The organism is uncultured Lentibacter sp., assembly GCF_937123735.1.
GTDB lineage: Bacteria > Pseudomonadota > Alphaproteobacteria > Rhodobacterales > Rhodobacteraceae > Lentibacter.
Genome location: NZ_CAKZKL010000007.1, coordinates 110,011 through 130,299, shown reverse-complemented (window position 1 = coordinate 130,299; position 20,289 = coordinate 110,011). Strand labels below are relative to the sequence as shown.

The window sequence follows — 20,289 nt, the reverse complement described above, 5'->3', positions numbered from 1 at the left end:
TGGCTTAGACGCGCTCGATGATTGTGGCTGCGCCCATGCCCGATCCGATGCAGAGCGTGGCCAGGCCCACCTCTTTGTCAGAGCGCTCAAGCTCGTCCATCAGCGTCCCGAGGATCATTGCGCCGGTTGCGCCGAGCGGGTGGCCCATGGCGATAGAGCCGCCGTTGACATTGACTTTGGCGTGATCGACCCCGAACGCCTGCTCAAAGCGCATGACCACGGAGGCGAAGGCTTCGTTCACCTCAAACAGGTCGATGTCGCTGATGCTCATGCCACTTTCGCGCAGGATTTTCTCGGTCACGGGCACGGGGCCTGTGAGCATGATGGTCGGATCTGTGCCGATCTTGGCGGTGGAGCGGATGCGCGCGCGCGGCTTGAGGCCGAGCTGTTCGCCCAGCTCCTTGTTGCCGATGAGCACGGCGGCTGCGCCATCGACGATCCCGGAGCTGTTGCCCGCGTGATGGATGTGATTGACGCGCTCGAGCTCCGGATATTTCAGGATCGCGATCTTGTCGAACCCGGGCATGACCTCGCCCATCTGCTTGAAGGAGGGGTTGAGCGCGCCGAGGCTCTGCATGTCGGTTTGGGGGCGCATGAACTCGTCATAGGCGAGGATGGGCAGGCCGTTGACATCATAGACAGGCACGACGGAGCGGGAGAAATGGCCCGCATCCCACGCCGCTTTGGCGCGCTTCTGGCTTTCGACGGCCATGGCGTCGGCCATGTCGCGGGTGAAGCCGTATTTGGTGGCGATGATATCGGCGGAGATGCCTTGGGGCACGAAGTAGTTGTCAATGGCGATGGCCGGATCAACGGCGATGGCTCCGCCGTCAGAGCCCATGGGCACGCGGCTCATGGCCTCAACGCCACCGGCGATATAGCCGTTGCCCGCGCCGCCGCGCACCTGGTTGGCGGCAACATTCACCGCTTCAAGGCCCGAAGCGCAGAAGCGGTTTATGGAAAGGCCGGGGATGCTTTCATCCAGCTCAGAGGCCAGAACGGCGGTGCGCGCAAGGCAGGCGCCCTGCTCGGCAACCTGGGTAACATTGCCCCAGATCACATCCTCGACGGCGTGGCCCTCAAGGTTGTTGCGCTCTTTGAGCGCGTTGAGCGCCACGGCCGAGAGGCGCGCGGCGGACACTTCATGCAGGCTGCCATCGGCGCGGCCCTTGCCACGCGGGGTGCGCACGGCGTCGTAGATATAAGCTTCGGTCATGTCTCGTCTCCTTAACGTGTGACGTAAAAATCAGGCGCGGTCAGCGGGGCTGCCGGGCATAAGATCGTAAGGGTATTTGAACCCTTCGGTGTTTTCGATATTGCTGAGCCAGCGGTCGATGTTGGGCCAGTCCGCACGGGTGAACCCGAAAGGCTCGGGGTAAAACAGGTAGCCGCAATTGGACAGATCTGCGTTTGTGAGCTCTGCGCCTACGATATAGTCGCGCCCTTCAAGATGGGTATCCAGCGTGGCGTAGGCGCCTTTGAGGCGGCCTTGCAGAAAGGCGATCACCTCGTGGGGGCGTTTGTCTTCGGGCAGGAAGTTCATCAAAAAGCGGGTGACGCCGGCTTGGGAAGACATTTTGTGGTTGTCCCAAAGCACCCAGCGGAGCACCTCGTATGTGTCCTCTGGCGCACCGCCGAACTTGCCGGATTTATCGGTGATATACTGCTGGATCACGCCGGATTGGGTGAGCCGCAGGGCGCCGTCCTCTAAAACGGGGGCCTCGCCCATGACATTCTTGGCGCGCCACTCGGGCGTGCGCGCGGCACCGCCGAAGAAATCAACGTAGACGGGCTCCCAGTCCAGGCCGGAGAGCTCCAGCGCGAGCGCGGCTTTATAGGCGTTGCCGGATTCGCCGAAGCAATGGAGTTTGAGTGTCATAGCGTGGTTCCTCTGTGTTCTGGCGCAGCGGGGGTTTCACACCCCCGCACCCCCGTGGAGTATTGTCTGCAAGATGAAGCAGCGTAAGAGATTGTTAATGAAGCTGCGCTACAGTTTGAGCTGCGGAACAGGCTGGAGAGCCGATGGCCGTGCAAGGTGAAGCCCTGCCTCTTAGCGCTGGCCACGCGTGCCGCGCGGTGAGGCAGGGTCAGCTTTGAGGCTTCATCTTGCTTGAAATACTCCCCGCGGAGCGTCCGGCACTGGAGGAGTGGCGCAGCGGTTTGTGGCATCAGAGGTTCCTTGAGATCAGTTCTTTCATGATCTCGTTGGTGCCGCCGTAGATGCGCTGCACGCGGGCGTCGGCCCACATTTCGGCGACGGGATACTCGATCATGAAGCCATAGCCGCCAAAGAGCTGCACGCAGTCATCGAGCACCTCGCCTTGGGTGTCGGTGAGCCAGTATTTGGCCATGGCGGCCTTATCGACCGTGAGCTCGCCGCGCAGGTGCTCGCTCATGCATTCGTCCAGGAAGGCGCGGGCAACGGTATATTTGGTTTTGCATTCCGCCAGTTTGAACCGGGTGTTTTGGAACTGCATGATCGGGCCGCCGAAGGCCTCGCGCTCTTTGCAGTAGGCGATTGTGCGCTCCAAAGCGCCTTGCATGGCGCCCACGGCGCCGCAGCCGATGATCAGGCGCTCTTGCGGGAGCTGCTGCATCATCTGGTAAAAGCCCTTGCCCTCTTCGCCGCCGAGCAGGTTTTCGGGCGGGATTTCGACATTGTCAAAGAACAGCTCGGAGGTGTCGGCGGCGTGGCAGCCGACTTTCTCAAGGTTGCGGCCACGCGAGAAGCCTGTCGCGCCGTCGGTTTCCACCACGATCAGCGAGGTTCCTTTGGAGCCTTCTTTCGGGTCGGTCTTGGCGGCGACGATGATCAGGTCGGCGTGCTGGCCGTTGGTGATGAAGGTTTTTTGCCCTGAGAGGCGGTAGGCGTTGCCATCCTTGATGGCGCGGGTCTTGATGCCTTGCACATCCGAGCCACCGGAGGGCTCTGTCATGGCCAGCGCGCCGACCATTTCGCCGGACACCATCTTGGGCAGCCAGCGCTTTTTCTGCTCTTCGGTGCCGCAATGCAGGATATAGTGGGCCACGATGCCGGAATGGATGCCATGGCCCCAGCTGGCCAGGTTGGCGCGGCTGCCTTCGATCAGGATCGCGGCTTCATGGCCGAAATCGCCGCCGGCGCCGCCGTACTCCTCGGGGATGGAGGGGCAGAGCAGGCCCAGCTCGCCGGCTTGCTGCCATGTTTCACGGTCCATTTCGCCTTGCTTGCGCCATTTGTCATACTGAGGCATCCATTCCTCGGTGATGAACTTCTGCGTCATATCGGCGATCATTTGATGTTCTTCGGTCATCCAGCTGGAAGCCATTGATCTTTCCCTCCCCGGAAGAATTTAGCGTTTGCGCGCGTCAAGCTCGGTGTTGAAGAGCCTGAGGCGCGCCGTCAGATTTTCGTGGTTCATCACGCTGTCGAAGTTCTCAAACAGAAAACTCAGGGCCTCGCCTTCATCCAGCCCCGCCTCGGCCGCAAAGGCCTTGAGCTTGCGGTAGCCGTCTTCCGTCATGGCGGCGGGAAAGCGGCGGGTGAGGCGGAAGCGTTTGGGCATGAAGGCGTGGCTCCTTGGCGTTAGAACTGGTCCTCGCTGAGTGCCATCACGGTGTCTGCGCCGCTTTCGATTCGGGCAAGGTGCAGGGCCGTGGCAGGCAGACGGCGTGCCATATAGTAGCGGCCTGTCGCGAGCTTCGTCTCATAGAACGCTGCGTCAGAGGTGCCTGACGCAAGGGCATCCAGGCTGGCCCGCGCCATGCGTGCCCACATGAGGCCAAGGCAGACATGGCCCATCAGGTGCATGAAGTCGGTCGAGCCGGCGAGCGCGGCGTTGGGGGTTTTCATGCCGTTCTGCATGAAGAACATGCCCGCGGCCTGAAGATCTTTGGATGCTTTCTTGAGGGGCTCCACGAAGGCTTCCATGCCCTCGACATCTTTTTGCTCGGCGCAGAAGGTTTTGACCATGTCAAAGAAGGCCATGACATGTTTGCCGCCGTCTTGCGCCAGTTTGCGGCCCACCAGATCGAGCGCCTGAACGCCGTTGGCGCCTTCATAGATCATGGCGATGCGGGCGTCGCGGGTGAATTGGGACATGCCCCATTCCTCGATATAGCCGTGGCCTCCGTAGACCTGTTGGGCCTCAACAGTCATGGCGTAGCCGACATCTGTGAGGAAGCCCTTGATGACCGGGGTCATCAGCGAGATGAGGCCATCGGCGGCTTCGTCACCGGAGCGGTGGGCCGCATCAATCAGGGTGGAGCCCCAGAGGATGAAGGCGCGGGCGGCTTCGATGAAGCTTTTCTGATCCATCAACATGCGGCGCACATCGGGGTGGACAATGAGCGGATCGGCGGGGCCATCGGGGTTTTTCACGCCGGTGACATCGCGGCCCTGAAGGCGGTCCTTGGCGTAGATCAGCGCGTTCTGATAGGCGGCGTCTGCCTGCGCCAGCCCCTGCATCCCGACACCGATACGGGCTTCGTTCATCATGGTGAACATGGCGCGCATCCCTTTGTGCTCGGTTCCGAGCAGATAGCCGGTGGCCGCGTCATAATTCATCACACAGGTGGAGTTGCCGTGGATGCCCATTTTCTCTTCCAGGGCGCCACAGCTGACGCCGTTGCGCGGGCCGGGGGTGCCATCTTCGTTGACGATGAATTTTGGCACGATGAAGAGCGACACCCCTTTGATGCCTTCGGGGCCACCGGGGATTTTGGCCAGCACCAGGTGAATGATGTTGTCCGACATTTCATGCTCGCCGGAGGAGATGAAGATTTTCTGCCCCGTGAGCTTGTAGCTGCCATCTGCCTGCGGCTCTGCCTTGGTGCGCATCAGGCCCAGATCGGTGCCGCAGTGCGGCTCTGTGAGGTTCATTGTGCCCGTCCACTCGCAGCTGACCATTTTGGGCAGATAAGTGGCTTTTTGCGCGTCTGTGCCGTGGGCGAGAATGGCCGAGGCGGCACCATGGGTCAGGCCCTGATACATGGTGAAGGCCTGGTTGGCCGCCGAGAACATCTCGCCGACGGCGGTGCCCAGCACATAGGGCATCCCCTGGCCGCCAAATTCTTCGGGCATGTCAAGGCCCGTCCAGCCGCCGGCCCGGACCTGATCGAAGGCTTCCTGAAAGCCAGTGGGCACCCGCACGACACCGTTTTCCAATGTGCAGCCCTCTTTGTCGCCCACGGCATTGAGCGGCGCAAGCACGTCAGAGCAGATCTTTCCCGCCTCTTGCAAGACGGCAGAGGTAAACTCGGGGTCTAGCTCGGTGTAGCCCGGTGTGTTGGCGGTGCTGGTTTTGAGCACGTCATGCAAGACGAACTGAAGGTCTTTAAGCGGGGCGGTATAGCTCGGCATATCTCGGGGTCTCCCTTGGGTATTGATTATTCGGCAGCGTCTCGCGGCTGCGACATTTCTGTGAGGGTTACAGCCACGTCGGATATCTGGTGGCTGAGATCGGTGATGGCCTCGTCAAGCTCGGCGCGCTGGCGCTCCATACCGGCGAGGCGCTCGCGGGCGATGTCCAGGGTGCGCTGGAGCTGGGTCTGTTGCTGATCGCCGATATAATAGAGTTCGAGCAGCTGGCGGATTTGCTCCAGCGAGAAGCCAAAGCGCTTGCCGCGCAGGATCAGCTTGAGGCGGGCGCGGTCGCGGCGGGTGAAGAGGCGTTTTTGACCTTCGCGCAAGGGCGAAAGCAGCTCTTTGGCCTCGTAAAAACGCAGAGTGCGCGGCGTGACATCATATGTCTCGCACATCTCGCGAATTGTCATTTGTTTATCCGTGTCGCTCATGCGGACCTCCAACAGCTTTGGCAACAGCCTTGTGCTGCCTTAGGTGCAAAGGATTTATGAGTCGTTCAAGGATGACTTGACGTTGACGTAAAGAAGACGTTGCGTCACTTTTTGGATTTGAGCTGCGCGAGCGTCTCGCTGCGGCTGTCTCCCAGCTCGCGGATTGCGGCGTTGATGTCGTCGCGCTGTTTTTCGAGCTCAAGAAGCTGCTTGGAGGCCATGTCGATCCAGCGTTGCAGCTGGGCTTTGGTGCCTTCTTCTTCATAGATGAGCAGAAACTGGCGGATGTCTTCCAAAGGAAACCCCCAGCGGCGGCCACGCATGATAAGCTTCATGCGGGCGATTTCGCGGGGGGTGTAGTGGCGCGCGCGCCCTTCGCGCTCGGGCTGTAGCAGCTCGATGTATTCGTAATAGCGCAACGTGCGCGGGGTAACGTCAAACTGGGCGCACATTTCTTTGAAAGTCAGCCGTGTATCGCTCATCGTTGGTCTCCTCGCGCAGAACCTATTGCGCCGCGCCACAAGACACAAGGCGGGCCATGCAACGCCGCGCCCCTTTGACATGATGCAACGGAATGTCTGAAACCGGCAGGCAAAGCACATCACGCAGTTTCGGCCCAAATCTCGGGTGAATGGATCTGGAACAGACATGCGCGGTGAATGGAGATGGGGTCTGCAATGCGGACGAACCTGCCTTTTGCTCACGCGGCTATTGCTAGCGCAGCATTTCCTCGCCCGTGCAGAACGTTTGTTATTTCACGACAGTGCAAGTCACCGAAGCAGTCATTCAGGGCTTCGATTTGGCTCGAACCGAAACTGAACTTTCGCAAGAGTCCGATCCGGAAACTCAGACGTGGGACGAAGCCGATGTTGAGCGTGGCCATACCAAGGTCTCCTCTTGGAGGCTTTAGACCAAAGACAGAAGCGCCCTCGGCGCGTAAATCGGAAATTTTAAATGGCTGCAAAGATGCTGGCGCGCGACACTCGACCTAGAGTTCTTTTCAAGCCAACATTGGGGACATTGCCGTTGGACTGGATTAGCCTCCTGCCTCGCAGGCGTGATCAACAGTACCGCAAATTTGAAGATGTCGATCAGATCAGAGTTTTACGCCTTCCAGCAAAATCTCTCGAAGCGAGTGCTTCGTCTCTTCCCATTGTTGATTTGTCAGTTCCAGATCATCGTTCAATGTTCTGATTTGGTGTTTAAAGTCAGCATAATGCTGCGTGGTCGCCCAGATTGCATAAAGCAAATGCCGTGCACTGACAGGCCTGATTTGCTTTTGTGCGATCCAGTATTCGATCACTGCTATCCGATCATCGGTCCATTGGCGCAGTTCGTTTTCCAGGTAGTCCTGTACGACGGGCGCGCGCTGGATGACTTCGTTTGCCCAGACCTTGGAGCCATAGGGGCGCGTTCGGGCGAGGTCCAGCTTGGTTTCGATGTAGTCGCCCAAAGCATTTATCGGATCGCGTTCCGGCGACAGGACATCCGCAGCTTCACGCCAGACATTGAAAATGTTCTCGACCACATTTCGGTATAGTTTTTCCTTGGTTTGATAGTAATAGACGATGTTGGATTTCGGCAGACCAGCTTCAGCGGCGATCCGGCTAAATGACGCGCCTACGAAACCGTAATCCGCAAAGACACGTTCAGCGGCCCGCTGAATTTGCGCCCTTGTTTCTTCGCGATGACGGATCTGTATTCCGCCGCTTTGCTTTTCCACGCTGTTTCAATCCTTTGAACGGTGCGTTGGCCGAGAAACGTCCTGTTTGAACACCTGATGCCTATCAAATTAACAAATCCGATCAGATTTGGAAGCTTTCCGCACGATTGTGCAGAAAATTCTTGACCGGACACCTAAATCTTCTCAGCATCCACCCGTGTGGCATTGGAATGGGGGCCGAAGACACTGCCAGCAAACATACAACCTACCCAGCTTGTGGAGCTCTGACAGGAAGCAAAGGCGCTGCGCCAAGCAACCCGAGGTGACGAATACTGTGAAAAAATTAACATTCAAAATACCGAACAGGAGAGGATGACATGTCAAGAATATCGCTAACGAAAAGGGCGTTGCTGGCTGCCATGGTCGCGGGGTCGACCCTTTTGGCGGCCGGCGTTGCTGCCGCAGAAAAGGTGAAGGTTGCTGCAATTTATACATTGCCCGTCGAACAGCAATGGATCAGCCGGATTCACCTTGCACTGAACACGGCCGCAGAGCGGGGCGATATCGAGTATGTGTTTTCGGAAAATGTTGCCAACACCGACTATGAGCGGGTGATGCGCGAATATGCCGAGCAAGGCCAACAATTGATAGTGGGTGAAGTGTTCGGACTTGAGCGCGCTGCGCGCAAAGTGGCGACGGATTACCCCGAGACGGCGTTCCTGATGGGCTCGTCCTTTGGGCCGGTCGCGCCAAATTTTTCCGTATTCGACAACTGGATTCACGAACCATCCTATCTGTCCGGCATGGTTGCCGGTGCTGCGACCGAGTCTAACCTGATTGGGATGGTTGGCGGATATGCGATCCCTGAAGTGAACCGCTTGATGCATGCCTTCATGGATGGCGCGCGCGAAGTGAACCCGGATGTGAAGTTCATGGTGAACTTCATCGACAGTTGGTACGACCCGCCGAAAGCCAAAGAAAGCGCATTTGCGATGATGGATGCAGGCGCAGACGTGATGTATGCGGAACGTTTTGGCGTGTCCGACGCAGCGGTTGAGCGTGGCGTTAAGGCCATCGGCAACGTGATCGATACCTCTGGTGATTATCCTGGGACCATCATGGCCTCTGCCCTGTGGCACATGGAGGCGACCATCGACAAAGCCGTGGCAAACGTTGCAGGTGGCACGTTTGAGGCGTCGGACTATGGCCAGTACAGCTTTATGGCGTATGGCGGCGGTTCGCTTGTCATGGACGAAAGCCTTGTTGCGGCGGAAACAGCAGCGGCCGTAAAGGAACGTGAAGCTGAAATTCTGGGTGGGCTGTTCCGTGTGAACGTGAACGATGACCGTCCAGTTTCTGACAATTAAAGACGCATGGGCTGGCGGCAGCGCCAGCCCGACCATTTTATGACACAATCCACTGCTCTCAGGCTCACTGGGCTCAGCAAACGCTTCGGCTCGGTGGTTGCAAATGATGATGTAAGCCTGACCCTTGAAAAAGGTGAAGTGCTGGCCCTTTTGGGTGAAAACGGCGCGGGCAAAACCACGCTGATGAACATGCTGTTCGGGCACTATCTGCCCGAAGCGGGCACAGTTGAAGTCGCTGACGAAAGCGGCACGTTGCATGCCTTGCCGTTAGGCCATCCCCAGGCTGCGCTGGCCGCAGGGGTTGGCATGGTGCACCAGCATTTCGCACTGGCTGAAAACATCAACGCGCTCGACAATATCACTCTCGGGTCTGAACCGCTGCACGGCTTCCGGCGCAATCGCAACAGCGCCAAGGCCAAGATCGACGGCATTATTGAGCGCAGTGGATTAAATGCGCCGTTGAATGTGCCTGTGGGGCGGCTGTCTGTCGGCGAACGTCAGCGGGTTGAGATCCTCAAAGCACTCTATCGCGATGCCCGCATTCTGGTGCTTGATGAACCCACGGCGGTCCTGACCCCGCAAGAGGCCGACACGCTGTTCGACAATATCAAGGCGATGACAAAAGATGGCTTGTCCGTGATTTTCATCAGCCACAAACTGCGCGAGGTTCTCGCCTTTTCGGATCGCATTGCTGTCTTGCGCCACGGCAAGAAAGTAGGAGAGATGGCCACTGCAGATGCCGATGAAAAAGTCATCGCGCGCATGATGGTCGGGGCGGATACGCCCAAAGTCGCACGCACAGAAATGGCGCCCGGTGCGCCGGTGTTGAAGCTGTCGAGCATATCGGTCGAAGGGCGCGCCAAGCGCGATACGTTAAAAGGCGTCAACCTGACCGTAAACGCCCACGAAATTCTGGGCATCGCCGGCATCTCCGGTAATGGGCAAAGCGGGCTGGCCAGTGTGATTTCAGGGCTCGCACAACCAAGCGCCGGGACGATCACGGTGGATGACCAGGACATTCCAAAACCAAGCCCGGGTGCTATGGTGAAGGCGGGTATCGGGCGCATCCCCGAAGACCGTCATCACGAAGGGATTGTGGGAGCGATGAGCGTAGCCGAGAACATGGTAATCGAACGACTTGATGATCCTGCCATCCAATCACGAGGATTGCTGAAGCGCGACGCCATTCAGGCCAATGCCGAAAAGCTTGCCAAAGCCTATGACGTACGCGGCCCCGGCGTCATCGCCGCATCCAGATTGTTGTCAGGCGGGAATATTCAAAAGCTGATCCTGGCGCGTGTTTTTGAACGCTCCCCCCGGCTAATCCTCGCGAACCAACCCACACGCGGCCTTGACATGGGTGCAGCGGCAGAGGTCGGTCGGCGCTTGTTGGAAGCCCGCGAGCGCGGTGCAGGCGTTGTTCTGATCTCAGAAGATCTTGACGAAATTCTGGGCCTTGCCGATCGGATCGTTGTGATCCGGGATGGAAATATTGTTGAAGCCGCAACCCATGACCGTGAGCAAATCGGCCTGATGATGGCAGGAGAACCGACATGATCCGCATTGAGCCGCGCGAAAATCCGTCCCGCGTGTTTGCCGTTGGTATTCCTATCCTTTCGGCTGTCATTTCACTCGCCTTTGCGGCCATTCCATTGCTGGCCGCGGGGGCAAACCCGATCACCGCCTATGGCGAGATGATCAAAGGTGTTTTTGGATCGGTCTTTGCCGTATCCGAAATGCTGACGCGCGCAACGCCGTTGATATTCACCGGGCTTGCCGCGGCTTTGGCGTTTCGCGCCAAGCTTTGGAATATCGGGGCCGAGGGACAGCTTTATCTAGGCGCTATCGCAGCGGTCGCTATTGGGTCGGGGGTGCTCGACATCTCTGGCATCCTGCTGTTACCGCTGATCATCGTCTTGGGCGCAGCCGCCGGAGCAGCAGGTATGATGGCCCCAACCTATCTGAAAGTGCGCTTTGGCGCGGATGAGGTTGTGACGACCTTGCTGCTAAACTTCATCATTCTGATCTTTCTTCAGATGATGCTCGAAGGCCCACTACAAGACCCAATGGGGTTGGGTTGGCCGCAATCAGCACCGGTGCTGGACCAGGGCGTGCTGCCGCCACTGATGGACAGAATGCGGGTGCATTCAGGTCTGATCCTTGCGCTTGTTCTGGCAGCCATTGCGCAGTTCATGCTGGCGCGGTCCGTCTGGGGGTTCAAACTGCGGGCGGTCGGAGAAAACGCCGCTGCTGCCCGGCACGCAGGCATCAATGTGCGCCGCTCCTTGTTTGGCGTGGCAGCGATTTCTGGCGCGCTGGCCGGGCTCGCCGGGGTATCCGAAGTGGCCGGGCTAAAGGGCTATCTGACGGCTGATCTGTCCCCCGGGTTTGGCTACACCGGCATTGTCGTTGCGATGTTGGCGGGCTTGTCGCCAGTTGGTGTTGTCATCGCGGCCCTCTTCATCGCGTCAGTCTTCGTCGGTGCTGACAGCATGAGCCGCGCCATGGGCGTGTCGTCTTTCCTTGCCGATCTGGTGGTTTCCATGTCGCTGCTCTGCGTCCTGGTTGGCGGGTTTCTGGCCAAGTACCGCATCTTGCGCACCAAAGGGGCTACAGCATGATGGACCTTTTGAACATTTTGATGACCGAGAGCTTCTGGGCGGCGTCGTTGCGCATCGCCACGCCCCTGATTTTTGGTGTGCTCGGCGCGTTGATTTGCGAGCGTGCTGGTGTCCTGAACCTCGGGATCGAAGGCATCTTCGTCGTTGGTGCGATGTGCGGATGGATGGCCGTCTGGCTTGGTGCTGGGCTTTGGGGCGGTGTTTTGGTCGCGGCATTGGCTGGCGCGTTCTTTGGGCTATTGCACGCCATCCTAACGGTGCCTTTGGGCCTGTCCCAACACGTCTCGGGCCTTGGAATCACGCTGTTTGCCACCTCGGTCAGTTACTACACCTATCGGACCGCGTTGCCCGACGTGTCTTCGCCGCCGCGCATCGAGCCGTTTCGCGCGCTGGATATCCCTATCCTGTCTGACCTGCCGTTTCTCGGCCCGGTCCTGTTCCAGCAAACAGCGCTGACATGGCTAGCGCTGTTGATGGTTGCGCTGGTTTGGTATGTGATGAACCGCACGGCGCTTGGCGTGGCAATCAAGGCCGTGGGTGACAATCCCGGCAGTGTGGATGCGCAAGGTCTGTCCGTCTATGGTCTGCGCATGGGCGCGATTTTGGCTGGGTCCGCCTTGATGGCACTTGGGGGCGCGTTCCTGACAATGAGCGCTTTTGACGCCTTCTTCTTTGGTATGGTCAACGGGCGCGGTTGGGTCTGCATTGCGCTAGTGATCTTTGCCAGCTGGCGACCGGGAAAGGCCCTGCTGGGTGCGCTTTTGTTTGGCGCTTTCGACGCGCTGCAAGTGCGGTTGCAAACTGAAATGGGCGCATTGGTGCCTGGGCAAGTTTTCCTGATGGCGCCTTATATCCTGTCCATCATCGCTCTTGTCATCGCCGCGCGATCTGCCGACTATCCACGCGCCTTATTGACCCCTTGGTTCAAAGGACAACGATGATGCACTGCAAAAGGGGAATTTCATGTTCGATCTGATCGTCAAAAACGCGACCACGAGTGACGGACAATCCGGCGTCGATATCGCCTGTAAGGATGGCAAAATCGCTGCAGTTGAGGCGGGGATCACAGCCGAGGCAAAAGACACAATGGATGCAGGCGGAAACCTTGTGTCCCCACCCTTTGTCGACCCGCATTTTCATATGGACGCGACCTTATCACTTGGCAAGCCACGCATGAATGTGTCTGGCACCTTGCTCGAGGGCATCGCGCTGTGGGGCGAGTTGAAGCCAATCCAGTCCGTCGATGATATCGTCGAACGCGCGATGCGCTACTGCAATCTGGCGGTTGCCAAAGGCATCGGCGCGATCCGCAGCCATGTGGATACTTGCGATGACGAATTGAAGGGTGTGCAAGCACTGCTGGAGGTGCGCGAAAAGGTAAAAAACTACCTCGACCTGCAACTCGTGGCGTTTCCGCAAGACGGCGTTCTGCGCGACTCCACAGCGATGAACAATACGGTGCGAGCGCTCGATATGGGCGTGGATGTGGTGGGCGGTATCCCGCATTTCGAACGCACCATGGCGCATGGCGCTGAAAGCATACGCCTGTTGTGTGAAATCGCAGAAAAACGCGGACTGATGGTCGATATGCATTGCGATGAAAGCGATGACCCCCACAGTCGCCATATCGAAACGCTGGCCTATGAAACCCAACGCCTTGGGCTGAAGGGCCGCGTTGCGGGATCACATTTGACCTCGATGCACTCCATGGACAACTACTATGTCTCCAAGTTGATCCCGCTGATGGTTGAAGCCGGTGTTCACGCGATCCCCAACCCGCTGATCAACATCATGTTGCAGGGTCGTCACGACACATATCCCAAACGGCGTGGCCAAACCCGCGTGCGCGAGTTGCGCGACGCCGGGATCATGGTTGGCTTTGGCTCTGACTGTGTGATGGACCCGTGGTATTCTCTGGGCAAGGCGGACATGCTAGACGTTGCCTTCATGGGGTTGCATGTCGGGCAGTTGTCGAGCCGCGCGGATATGGACTGGTGCTTTGAGGCGGTCACCGGCAACTCAGCCCGGATCATGGGCCTGGAAGGGTATGGCCTGTCCAAAGGATGCGATGCGCATTTCGTGATCCTACAGGCAAAAGACAAGATCGAAGCCATCCGACTGCGCGCGCATCGGCTTGCCGTGTTCCGACACGGACAACTCATCTCGCAATCAGCGCCCATTCAATACAATTTGGCACTGCCTGACAGGCCAAGCTTAACAGTGGATGAATCCCAAGTCAGCGGGTCAAGTAGCACCAACTAGTTTGCACTACCGGGGGCGAACACGGGCTCCGAAAATACTTCAAATTATCCGGACAGATTGGTTGGGCGAAGCGCCCATCCTACGATTTATGACAGCCTCTAATTTGCGACTGTTTGGTTGGTTCCACCGTCGACTTTCGCGTGATCAAGCAACAGTTGGACTGCCCGAAGATTGCCGTTTTTCCAAATATCTCTGCCGCCTTTGTGCGGCGGAGCGATTGTGTACCATATCGGCTTGGTTCTAGTTTGATCGCTGCGACCCAATCACGAACGAGCCATCCATACTGCCGTGTTGAATGGTTTGGTCGGTCATGGACTCTGCTCGGGAATATGAACCGGCACGCAAACATCTCGGGGGATTTGACCCAGGCCAAGACAGTTTCGCGTGTGTCTTCCGTCAGTTCAAACTGAACCGGTCGCTTGGTTGAGTCTACTCGATCAATCTGGTGAACTCGACGCACTCCTAGTCAATCGCGCGGCAGTGAGTGAGGCGTTCGATTTCCCGCTCCACGCTGCTGGCAATTGCCGCAGCAAGAGATGCTCTTGTTGCTTCCCCGTAGATCCCTTGAACGGTGGGCAGCGACAAAGCGATATACTGTACCGACCCGATAAAGCGATATACTTCCGCCAAAGCGGATGCTCGGGTTGTTTCGGCAAAGTTTGGAAGAGACATAACAAGGCCTGTAAGGCGATCCAAATAGGGTTTGAGTGGCCAGATCTGTGCCTCAGGATCACTATCAAGCAAAGCGCGCACAACCAGTTGGACATCTTGTTGGTCGTTCATGGCAGATGCCGCCATGCGAGCGTAATAAGCGGTTAGATGGGACTTTGGATCTGAAGTTTGGGTGATTTTGATGTCAGCGCAAAGCCTTTCGCAAAGTGCGTTCAGCACTTCGGCATAAAGTCTTTCTTTTGTCCCGAAGAAGTGGAGAATCGCCTGTTTTGAAACGCCTGCTTCCTTGGCCAATCTGGCCAGACTTGTCCCGTGAAAGCCATCTTGCGCGAACCGGCGCGTTGCAAGCATCAGATAGTTTTTCCGGGGGTCTGTCGTCATTGGGCTTAATACTCCTCTCTCGCGACGTTGCGTATCATGGGATTGATCACTTACCAATCGTGAAGTAACTTACCAATTGGTAAGTGAGCTGAAGGGAGACAGGTATGGATCGCAAAACAGAAGTCGGGCTGATCCGCGAGATCGTTGGATTGGCAGACCAGAAATCATCTTTTTTGGATCGGGAAGTCACACATTCACCAATTTCGCGCTACGCAAGTCCTGAACGGTTTGAACGGGAAATGGCAATGATCTTTCGCCGCAAACCTGTTGTTGCAGCGCATTCCTCTGAGCTGGAGGGTCAGAACGCCTTCATTACCAGAGATTTCCTAGGCTTACCGCTCTTGCTCACGAGAGACGCAAACAGCGAAGTTCACGCGTTCCTGAATGTCTGCCGCCATCGTGGGGCAAAGGTCGAACGCGAAGCAACCGGATGCAAGCGCGTGTTCACCTGCCCCTATCACGCATGGAGCTGGTCGAACCGTGGCGATCTGCGCGCAGTTCCGCAAGAAGCGCAGGGGTTTCCCGACTTGCCTCGGGCAGAGCGCGGTTTGCGGCGGCTTCCTGTCGCCGAAGCGCATGGATTCATCTGGATCATCGCAAACCCTGACGCCGGCGAGATGCCGAGAATAGACGACTGGCTTTCCGATTTGTCTCCGGACTTTGCCTGGCTAGGGTTAAACGACCACCGCATAGCACTTATCGACACGCTTGACATCAATGCGAATTGGAAAGTGCTCATCGAGGGTGGGTTGGAAGCGTATCATTTCCGCGTTGCGCATAAGAAGACGATCGGCCCGCACTTCCCCGACAACCTTCTGACCTACAAGCAGTTCGGACCGCACATGCGAGCTGTATTGCCACGCAACGCCTTGCCGGAACTCGGCGGCACGCCCGAAGAGCAATGGATACTGCGTAAGGACGCCAACATGGTCTATACTGTCCAGCCCAATACCCAGATGTTGGTGCAGCAGGATCATTTCATGTGGTTCCATATCGAACCAATCTCAGAGGCGAAAACCCGGTTCCGAATGGCGACGGTCGTGCCAAACAATGCGCCGCGCACTGACGACATGGAAAAACACTGGCAGCTGAATCATCGCATTTCTCTAACGGCACTAAAGGAAGACTTCGAACTTGGGGAGGAGATCCAAGCTGGTTTTGCATCACGCGGTAACCCTACGCACATCTTTGGTCGCTTCGAGGGCGCACTGAACCGATTTAACCTTGTGATAGAAGAGATGTTGGCCAACTAGTCCAAAGACCGAGGCACCGAACAGCCGACCTTTGATTGCACTGCGGCATCGGTGAGTTTGGCCTCAAACCCACCCCTTGCTGGACTGTGAAGGAAGTTTTGCTTCCGTTTTTCGCTCATTTGGTGATGAGCAGGTCAAACCCGGCTGACGTCTGGCATAGGGTGATGCGCTGATACGGCTTGCACCGCCTGCACGGCTCTGGAAGTATGCCGCCAAAGGAGGCCCTGCGCCCAATGGACAAAGCAAAAATCGCAAAACAGTTTATTAAGGCGATCCCGCACAGCCGGGCGCTGGGGATGGAGCTGACTGACATCGGCGAAGGGTTTGCACGCATCGAGATGCCCTATGCGGCGCAGCTTGTGGGCGACCCGGAGACAGGGGTGATTCATGGCGGCGCGGTGTCGGCGCTGATGGACACCTGCTGCGGGGCGGCGGCGATGAGCCACCCGAGCTCGCCTGCGGGCACGGCGACGATTGATTTGCGCATCGACTATATGCGCCCCGCCACGCCGGGCCAGACCATTGCCACGGAGGCGCAGTGCTATCACATCACCCGTTCGGTGGCTTTTGTGCGCGCCACGGCGACGGATGATGACAAGGACAACCCTGTGGCCACGGCCACGGGTGCCTTTACGGTGGAGCGCTGAGCATGGCCTACAAACGCCCCGAACCTGTGCAGGTGATCAAGCAGCGCCGGGATGCGGCCTTGAGCGCGCTGGTGCATGGTGTGCCTTATATCACCTTTATGGGGATCGAATTTGACCGCCGTGGCGACGAGCTCACCGCCATTTTGCCCTATGACGACAAGCTCATCGGCAACCCTCTGTTGCCGGCGCTGCATGGTGGGGCCATTTCCGGCTTTATGGAGGTTGCTGCCGTGATCGGGCTGGGCTGGTCTGTGCTTTGGGACGAGATCGAGCGCGGCGAGCTGGACGCCGACGAAGTTGTCAGAGGGCATTTGCCACGCCTGCCCAAGACCATCGACTTTACCATCGACTACCTGCGCACGGGGCTGCCGCGCGACGCCTATGCGCGCGCCAAGGTGAACCGCTCTGGCCGGCGCTATGCGAGCGTGCATGTGGAAGCCTGGCAGGACAACCGCGCCCGCATTTTTGCCCAAGGCACGGGGCATTTTCTGATGCCACGGCGGGATGACTGAGCCTGAGGCGATCACCCATCGCAGGGTGCTCAAGATTGCCGTTCCGATCCTTCTGGCCAATGTGACCATTCCCATTCTGGGGGCGGTGGACACGGCTGTTGTGGGCCAGATCCCGGATGCCGCGCCGATAGCGGCGGTGGGTGTGGGGGCTGTCATCCTTTCGGCCATTTACTGGGTCTTCGGCTTCTTGCGCATGGGCACAACCGGGCTAACGAGCCAGGCGGCGGGCCGTGGCGAGGCGGGCGAGGTGGCCGCGCTGCTGACCCGCGCGTTGATGATCGGCTTTGCGGGGGGTGTTTTCTTCATCCTTATCCAGCCGCTTCTCTTCTGGGGGGCGTTCCGCCTTTCGCCCGCGAGCGCGGAGGTGGAGGGGCTTGCGGCAAGCTACATGCAGATCCGTATCTTCTCGGCCCCTGCGGCGATTGCGATGTATGGGATCACCGGCTGGCTGATTGCGCAGGAGCGCACGCGGGAGGTGCTCTGGATCCAGCTTTTGATGAACGGGGTCAACGTGGGGCTGGACCTGTTGTTTGTGCTCTCCTTCGGCTGGGGTGTGGCGGGGGTCGCTTGGGCCACGTTTATTGCCGAATGGTCGGGGCTGATCCTTGGGCTGTGGATGTGCCGCGAGGCCTTTCGCCACACCGCCTGGCGCGATTGGGCGCGGGTGTTTGACCGTATCAAGCTGAGGCGCATGGCGGTGGTGAACAGTGATATTCTGGTCCGCTCGTTGCTGTTGCAGGGCATTTTCGTGTCGTTCCTTCTGGTCGGCGGGCGCTTTGGCGATGTGACGCTGGCGGCCAATCAGGTGCTGTTGCAGTTTTTGCATATCACCGGTTATGCGCTGGATGGCTTTGCCTTTGCCGCCGAGGCGCTTGTGGGCAAGGCCTTTGGCGCGGCGGCGGTGGCGCGGCTGCGCCGTGCGGCGCTGCTCACGAGCTATTGGGCGCTGGGGCTGGGTGTGCTGATGGCGCTCAGCTTCTGGCTTTTGGGGCCGGCACTCATCGACATCATGACCAAGGCGCCCGAGGTGCAGGCCGAGGCGCGGCGCTATCTGCCATGGCTGGTGGCCGCGCCCGTAATGATCGTTGGCCTCACGCAGATGGACGGGATTTTCATCGGCGCGACGCGCACGGCGGATATGCGCAATATGATGGCTGTGGCTTTTGTTATTTATGTCATTGCGGCTTGGAGCCTGATGCCCCTGATGCAAAACCACGGGCTCTGGCTGGCCTTGCACATTTCGTTTGTTGCCCGCGCGGGCACGCTGATGCTGCGCTATCCGGCGCTGGAGCGGGCGGCTAGAGTAGGCTGAGCACGGCTTCGGGCGGGCGGCCTATGGCGGCTTTATCCCCTGCGAATACAATGGGCCGCTCGATGAGCTTGGGCACGCGGGCCATGGCGGCAAAGAGCGCCTCTTCGGGGCTGTCTTTGCTCAGGCTCTCGGCTTTAAATTCGGCCTCGCCGGTGCGCATCATCTCGATGGCGCTCACACCGAGCGCAGCGGCGGCGGCGCGCAGCTCGGCCTCGCTGGGCGCATCTGTCAGGTAGAGGCGGATTTGCGGGTCATGCGCCGCGATCAACGCCAGTGTCTGGCGTGATTTGGAGCAGCGCGGGTTGTGCCAGATGATCAGAGCCATGCGTCTCTCCCTGTGCCTGTGGCCTCGGCGACCGTGGCAAAGCCGTGTTCTTCCAGGAGCGTATCAAGCCCGCGGGCGATTTCGGCGGCCAGCCCGAGGCCGTGATAGACAAGCGCTGTGTAAAGCTGCACGGCGCTGGCCCCTGCGCGAATTTTCTCAAACGCCTGCGCGGCGGTGGCGATGCCGCCCACGCCGATGAGCGGCAGCTTGCCCTCAGTGGCTTTGGAGAGCTTGGCCAAGACCTGCGTGGAGCGCGTGAACAGCGGTGCGCCGGAAAGGCCGCCCGCCTGATCGCGGTGTGCGCTGGCGAGGCCTTCGCGGCTGAGGGTCGTGTTGGTGGCGATGATGCCGGCAAGGCCCTGCGCCAGCGCCACATCGGCGATTTCGCTGATCTCCGTATCGGTGAGGTCGGGCGCAACTTTGAGAAACACAGGCAGCGGCTTTTTTAGCCAGCTGTTGGCCTCCATCACGCCTGCGAGCAGGGCTGTGAGCGCCTCGGCCCCCTGAAGGTCGCGCAGCTTTTCCGTGTTGGGCGAGGAGACATTGACGGTGGCAAAATCAAGATGCGCGCCGCAGTAGCTGAGGACGCGGGCGAAATCTTCGGCGCGGTTCTCGCTGTCTTTGTTGGCCCCGAGATTGAGGCCGATGACAGCCTCTTGCGGGCGCTGCGCGAGGCGCGTGTTGGCCTCTTCCATGCCACGGTTGTTAAAGCCGAAGCGGTTGATCGCGGCGCGGTCTTCCATGAGGCGGAAGAGGCGCGGCTTGGGGTTGCCAGGCTGCGCGCGCGGTGTGATGGCCCCGACCTCGACAAAGCCGAACCCCGCGCGCGAAAGCGGCGCGAGCACGTCGGCGTTTTTGTCAAAGCCTGCGGCGAGGCCGACGGGGTTGGGCAGCGAAAGCCCCGCAAGGGTTGTGGCAAGGCGCGGCGAGGTGACGGGGCCTGCGAGCGGCACGAGGCCCATTTTGAGCGCAGAGATGGCAAGCCCGTGCGCGCGCTCAGGGTCAAGCTTGTGCATGGCTTTTAGGGCGAGGCGTTCGAGCGTCTTCATTGGGCCAGCACCTCTGCGGGGAAGACATGCACGCCGTCCACCAGCGGCAAGGGGTAGCTTGCGGTGACATCAGACAGGCGGATGTTGCGGTAAAGATGCGGGAAGAGCGCCCCGCCGCGGGAGACCTCCCATTTGAGATCATCGCCCAGCGTTGCGGCGTTGACCGCCAGAAGCACGAGGCCCTCGACGCCCGCAAAATGCTTGGCGGCGGTTTCCTGCGCCTGTTCGGGGGTGGAGAAATGCACATAGCCATCGGCTATATCGACGGGCGCGCCCTGACTCTCGCCTTGGGCTTGCAGGGCCGCCCATTCGGCGGCGCGGAATATCTTGAGGACTAGCATAACAGGCAGATGCCTGTTCGCAGCCCGCCCGTCAAGTCTTTGGCCGGCCCTCTCGGACGCGCGTCAAAGCCTGTGGCTCCTTATGGCTCCGTCGGGCACCCTGTGGCAC

General features: G+C 59.0%; 21 protein-coding genes and 1 pseudogene. 9 read left to right on the top strand and 13 right to left on the bottom strand.

Annotated features, from left to right (window positions below; genetic code table 11):
- Positions 1-4 precede the first annotated feature (4 nt).
- The 8 genes from Q0478_RS01735 to Q0478_RS01700 form a co-directional block, all read right to left on the bottom strand.
- Positions 5-1,216: an acetyl-CoA C-acetyltransferase gene (locus Q0478_RS01735; protein WP_298675532.1), complete on the bottom strand. Its 1,212-nt coding sequence runs from the start codon at positions 1,214-1,216 to the stop codon at positions 5-7.
- Positions 1,217-1,246: 30 nt separating this feature from the next.
- The gene (locus Q0478_RS01730; RefSeq protein WP_298675529.1) at positions 1,247-1,879 is read right to left on the bottom strand and encodes a glutathione S-transferase family protein; all 633 of its coding nucleotides are present in this window, start codon (positions 1,877-1,879) and stop codon (positions 1,247-1,249) included.
- A gap of 289 nt (positions 1,880-2,168) precedes the next feature.
- Positions 2,169-3,308 (bottom strand): acyl-CoA dehydrogenase family protein, encoded by a 1,140-nt coding sequence (locus Q0478_RS01725; RefSeq protein ID WP_298675526.1) that lies wholly within the window; start codon positions 3,306-3,308, stop codon positions 2,169-2,171.
- Between the two features lie 24 nt (positions 3,309-3,332).
- Positions 3,333-3,545 (bottom strand): hypothetical protein, encoded by a 213-nt coding sequence (locus Q0478_RS01720; protein ID WP_298675523.1) that lies wholly within the window; start codon positions 3,543-3,545, stop codon positions 3,333-3,335.
- Between the two features lie 20 nt (positions 3,546-3,565).
- Entirely contained in the window at positions 3,566-5,341 is a 1,776-nt protein-coding gene (locus tag Q0478_RS01715; protein ID WP_298675520.1) for an acyl-CoA dehydrogenase C-terminal domain-containing protein, read from the bottom strand.
- Positions 5,342-5,367: 26 nt separating this feature from the next.
- Positions 5,368-5,775 carry a MerR family DNA-binding transcriptional regulator gene (locus Q0478_RS01710; RefSeq protein WP_298675518.1) on the bottom strand — a complete coding sequence of 136 codons (408 nt, stop codon included), beginning with the start codon at positions 5,773-5,775 and terminating at the stop codon, positions 5,368-5,370.
- Between the two features lie 104 nt (positions 5,776-5,879).
- On the bottom strand, positions 5,880-6,257 hold the full coding sequence (locus tag Q0478_RS01705) for a MerR family DNA-binding transcriptional regulator (RefSeq protein ID WP_298675516.1): 378 nt from the start codon (positions 6,255-6,257) through the stop codon (positions 5,880-5,882).
- Positions 6,258-6,871: 614 nt separating this feature from the next.
- Positions 6,872-7,498, bottom strand: coding sequence for a TetR family transcriptional regulator C-terminal domain-containing protein (locus Q0478_RS01700; protein ID WP_298675514.1), 627 nt, complete (start codon positions 7,496-7,498; stop codon positions 6,872-6,874).
- A gap of 317 nt (positions 7,499-7,815) precedes the next feature.
- Between Q0478_RS01700 and Q0478_RS01695 the strand changes: the two genes are divergently transcribed.
- Genes Q0478_RS01695 through Q0478_RS01675 form a run of 5 tightly spaced genes read left to right on the top strand, consistent with a single transcriptional unit; the run spans position 7,816 to position 13,688 of the window.
- Positions 7,816-8,805 carry a BMP family protein gene (locus Q0478_RS01695; protein WP_298675512.1) on the top strand — a complete coding sequence of 330 codons (990 nt, stop codon included), beginning with the start codon at positions 7,816-7,818 and terminating at the stop codon, positions 8,803-8,805.
- Positions 8,806-8,811: 6 nt separating this feature from the next.
- A complete protein-coding gene (locus tag Q0478_RS01690) occupies positions 8,812-10,362 on the top strand; it encodes an ABC transporter ATP-binding protein (protein ID WP_298675510.1) in 1,551 nt (516 codons plus the stop codon).
- Entirely contained in the window at positions 10,362-11,426 is a 1,065-nt protein-coding gene (locus Q0478_RS01685) for an ABC transporter permease (RefSeq protein ID WP_298675602.1), read from the top strand. The genes Q0478_RS01690 and Q0478_RS01685 overlap by 1 nt, the downstream gene beginning before the upstream one ends.
- Complete coding sequence (locus tag Q0478_RS01680) at positions 11,426-12,367, top strand: ABC transporter permease (RefSeq protein ID WP_298675600.1); 942 nt, start codon at positions 11,426-11,428, stop codon at positions 12,365-12,367. Before Q0478_RS01685 ends, Q0478_RS01680 begins: the two co-directional genes overlap by 1 nt.
- Positions 12,368-12,389: 22 nt before the next feature.
- Positions 12,390-13,688 (top strand): amidohydrolase family protein, encoded by a 1,299-nt coding sequence (locus tag Q0478_RS01675; protein WP_298675508.1) that lies wholly within the window; start codon positions 12,390-12,392, stop codon positions 13,686-13,688.
- A gap of 128 nt (positions 13,689-13,816) precedes the next feature.
- Here the strand turns inward: Q0478_RS01675 and Q0478_RS01670 are convergent.
- Together Q0478_RS01670 and Q0478_RS01665 are read right to left on the bottom strand one after the other, a co-directional pair.
- Positions 13,817-14,112: pseudogene (locus Q0478_RS01670) on the bottom strand (integrase); the annotation flags it as partial.
- 38 nt (positions 14,113-14,150) lie between these two features.
- Positions 14,151-14,741 (bottom strand): TetR/AcrR family transcriptional regulator, encoded by a 591-nt coding sequence (locus Q0478_RS01665; RefSeq protein WP_298675506.1) that lies wholly within the window; start codon positions 14,739-14,741, stop codon positions 14,151-14,153.
- A 104-nt stretch (positions 14,742-14,845) separates the two neighbouring features.
- Between Q0478_RS01665 and Q0478_RS01660 the strand changes: the two genes are divergently transcribed.
- The 4 genes from Q0478_RS01660 to Q0478_RS01645 all read left to right on the top strand — a co-directional run bounded on the left by Q0478_RS01660 (position 14,846) and on the right by Q0478_RS01645 (position 18,465).
- Positions 14,846-15,994 (top strand): SRPBCC family protein, encoded by a 1,149-nt coding sequence (locus Q0478_RS01660; protein ID WP_298675504.1) that lies wholly within the window; start codon positions 14,846-14,848, stop codon positions 15,992-15,994.
- 233 nt (positions 15,995-16,227) lie between these two features.
- A complete protein-coding gene (locus tag Q0478_RS01655; protein ID WP_298675502.1) occupies positions 16,228-16,641 on the top strand; it encodes a PaaI family thioesterase in 414 nt (137 codons plus the stop codon).
- 2 nt (positions 16,642-16,643) lie between these two features.
- Positions 16,644-17,153 carry a PaaI family thioesterase gene (locus Q0478_RS01650; protein WP_298675500.1) on the top strand — a complete coding sequence of 170 codons (510 nt, stop codon included), beginning with the start codon at positions 16,644-16,646 and terminating at the stop codon, positions 17,151-17,153.
- Positions 17,146-18,465: an MATE family efflux transporter gene (locus Q0478_RS01645; RefSeq protein WP_298675498.1), complete on the top strand. Its 1,320-nt coding sequence runs from the start codon at positions 17,146-17,148 to the stop codon at positions 18,463-18,465. Before Q0478_RS01650 ends, Q0478_RS01645 begins: the two co-directional genes overlap by 8 nt.
- Here the strand turns inward: Q0478_RS01645 and arsC are convergent.
- From arsC to Q0478_RS01630, 3 genes are read right to left on the bottom strand one after another with little or no spacing between them, the layout of a single operon-like run.
- Complete coding sequence (gene arsC, locus Q0478_RS01640) at positions 18,452-18,790, bottom strand: arsenate reductase (glutaredoxin) (RefSeq protein ID WP_298675496.1); 339 nt, start codon at positions 18,788-18,790, stop codon at positions 18,452-18,454. The genes Q0478_RS01645 and arsC overlap by 14 nt on opposite strands.
- Complete coding sequence (locus Q0478_RS01635; RefSeq protein ID WP_298675494.1) at positions 18,781-19,839, bottom strand: quinone-dependent dihydroorotate dehydrogenase; 1,059 nt, start codon at positions 19,837-19,839, stop codon at positions 18,781-18,783. The genes arsC and Q0478_RS01635 overlap by 10 nt, the downstream gene beginning before the upstream one ends.
- Positions 19,836-20,180, bottom strand: coding sequence for a DUF952 domain-containing protein (locus tag Q0478_RS01630; protein ID WP_298675492.1), 345 nt, complete (start codon positions 20,178-20,180; stop codon positions 19,836-19,838). The genes Q0478_RS01635 and Q0478_RS01630 overlap by 4 nt, the downstream gene beginning before the upstream one ends.
- Positions 20,181-20,289: the final 109 nt, after the last annotated feature.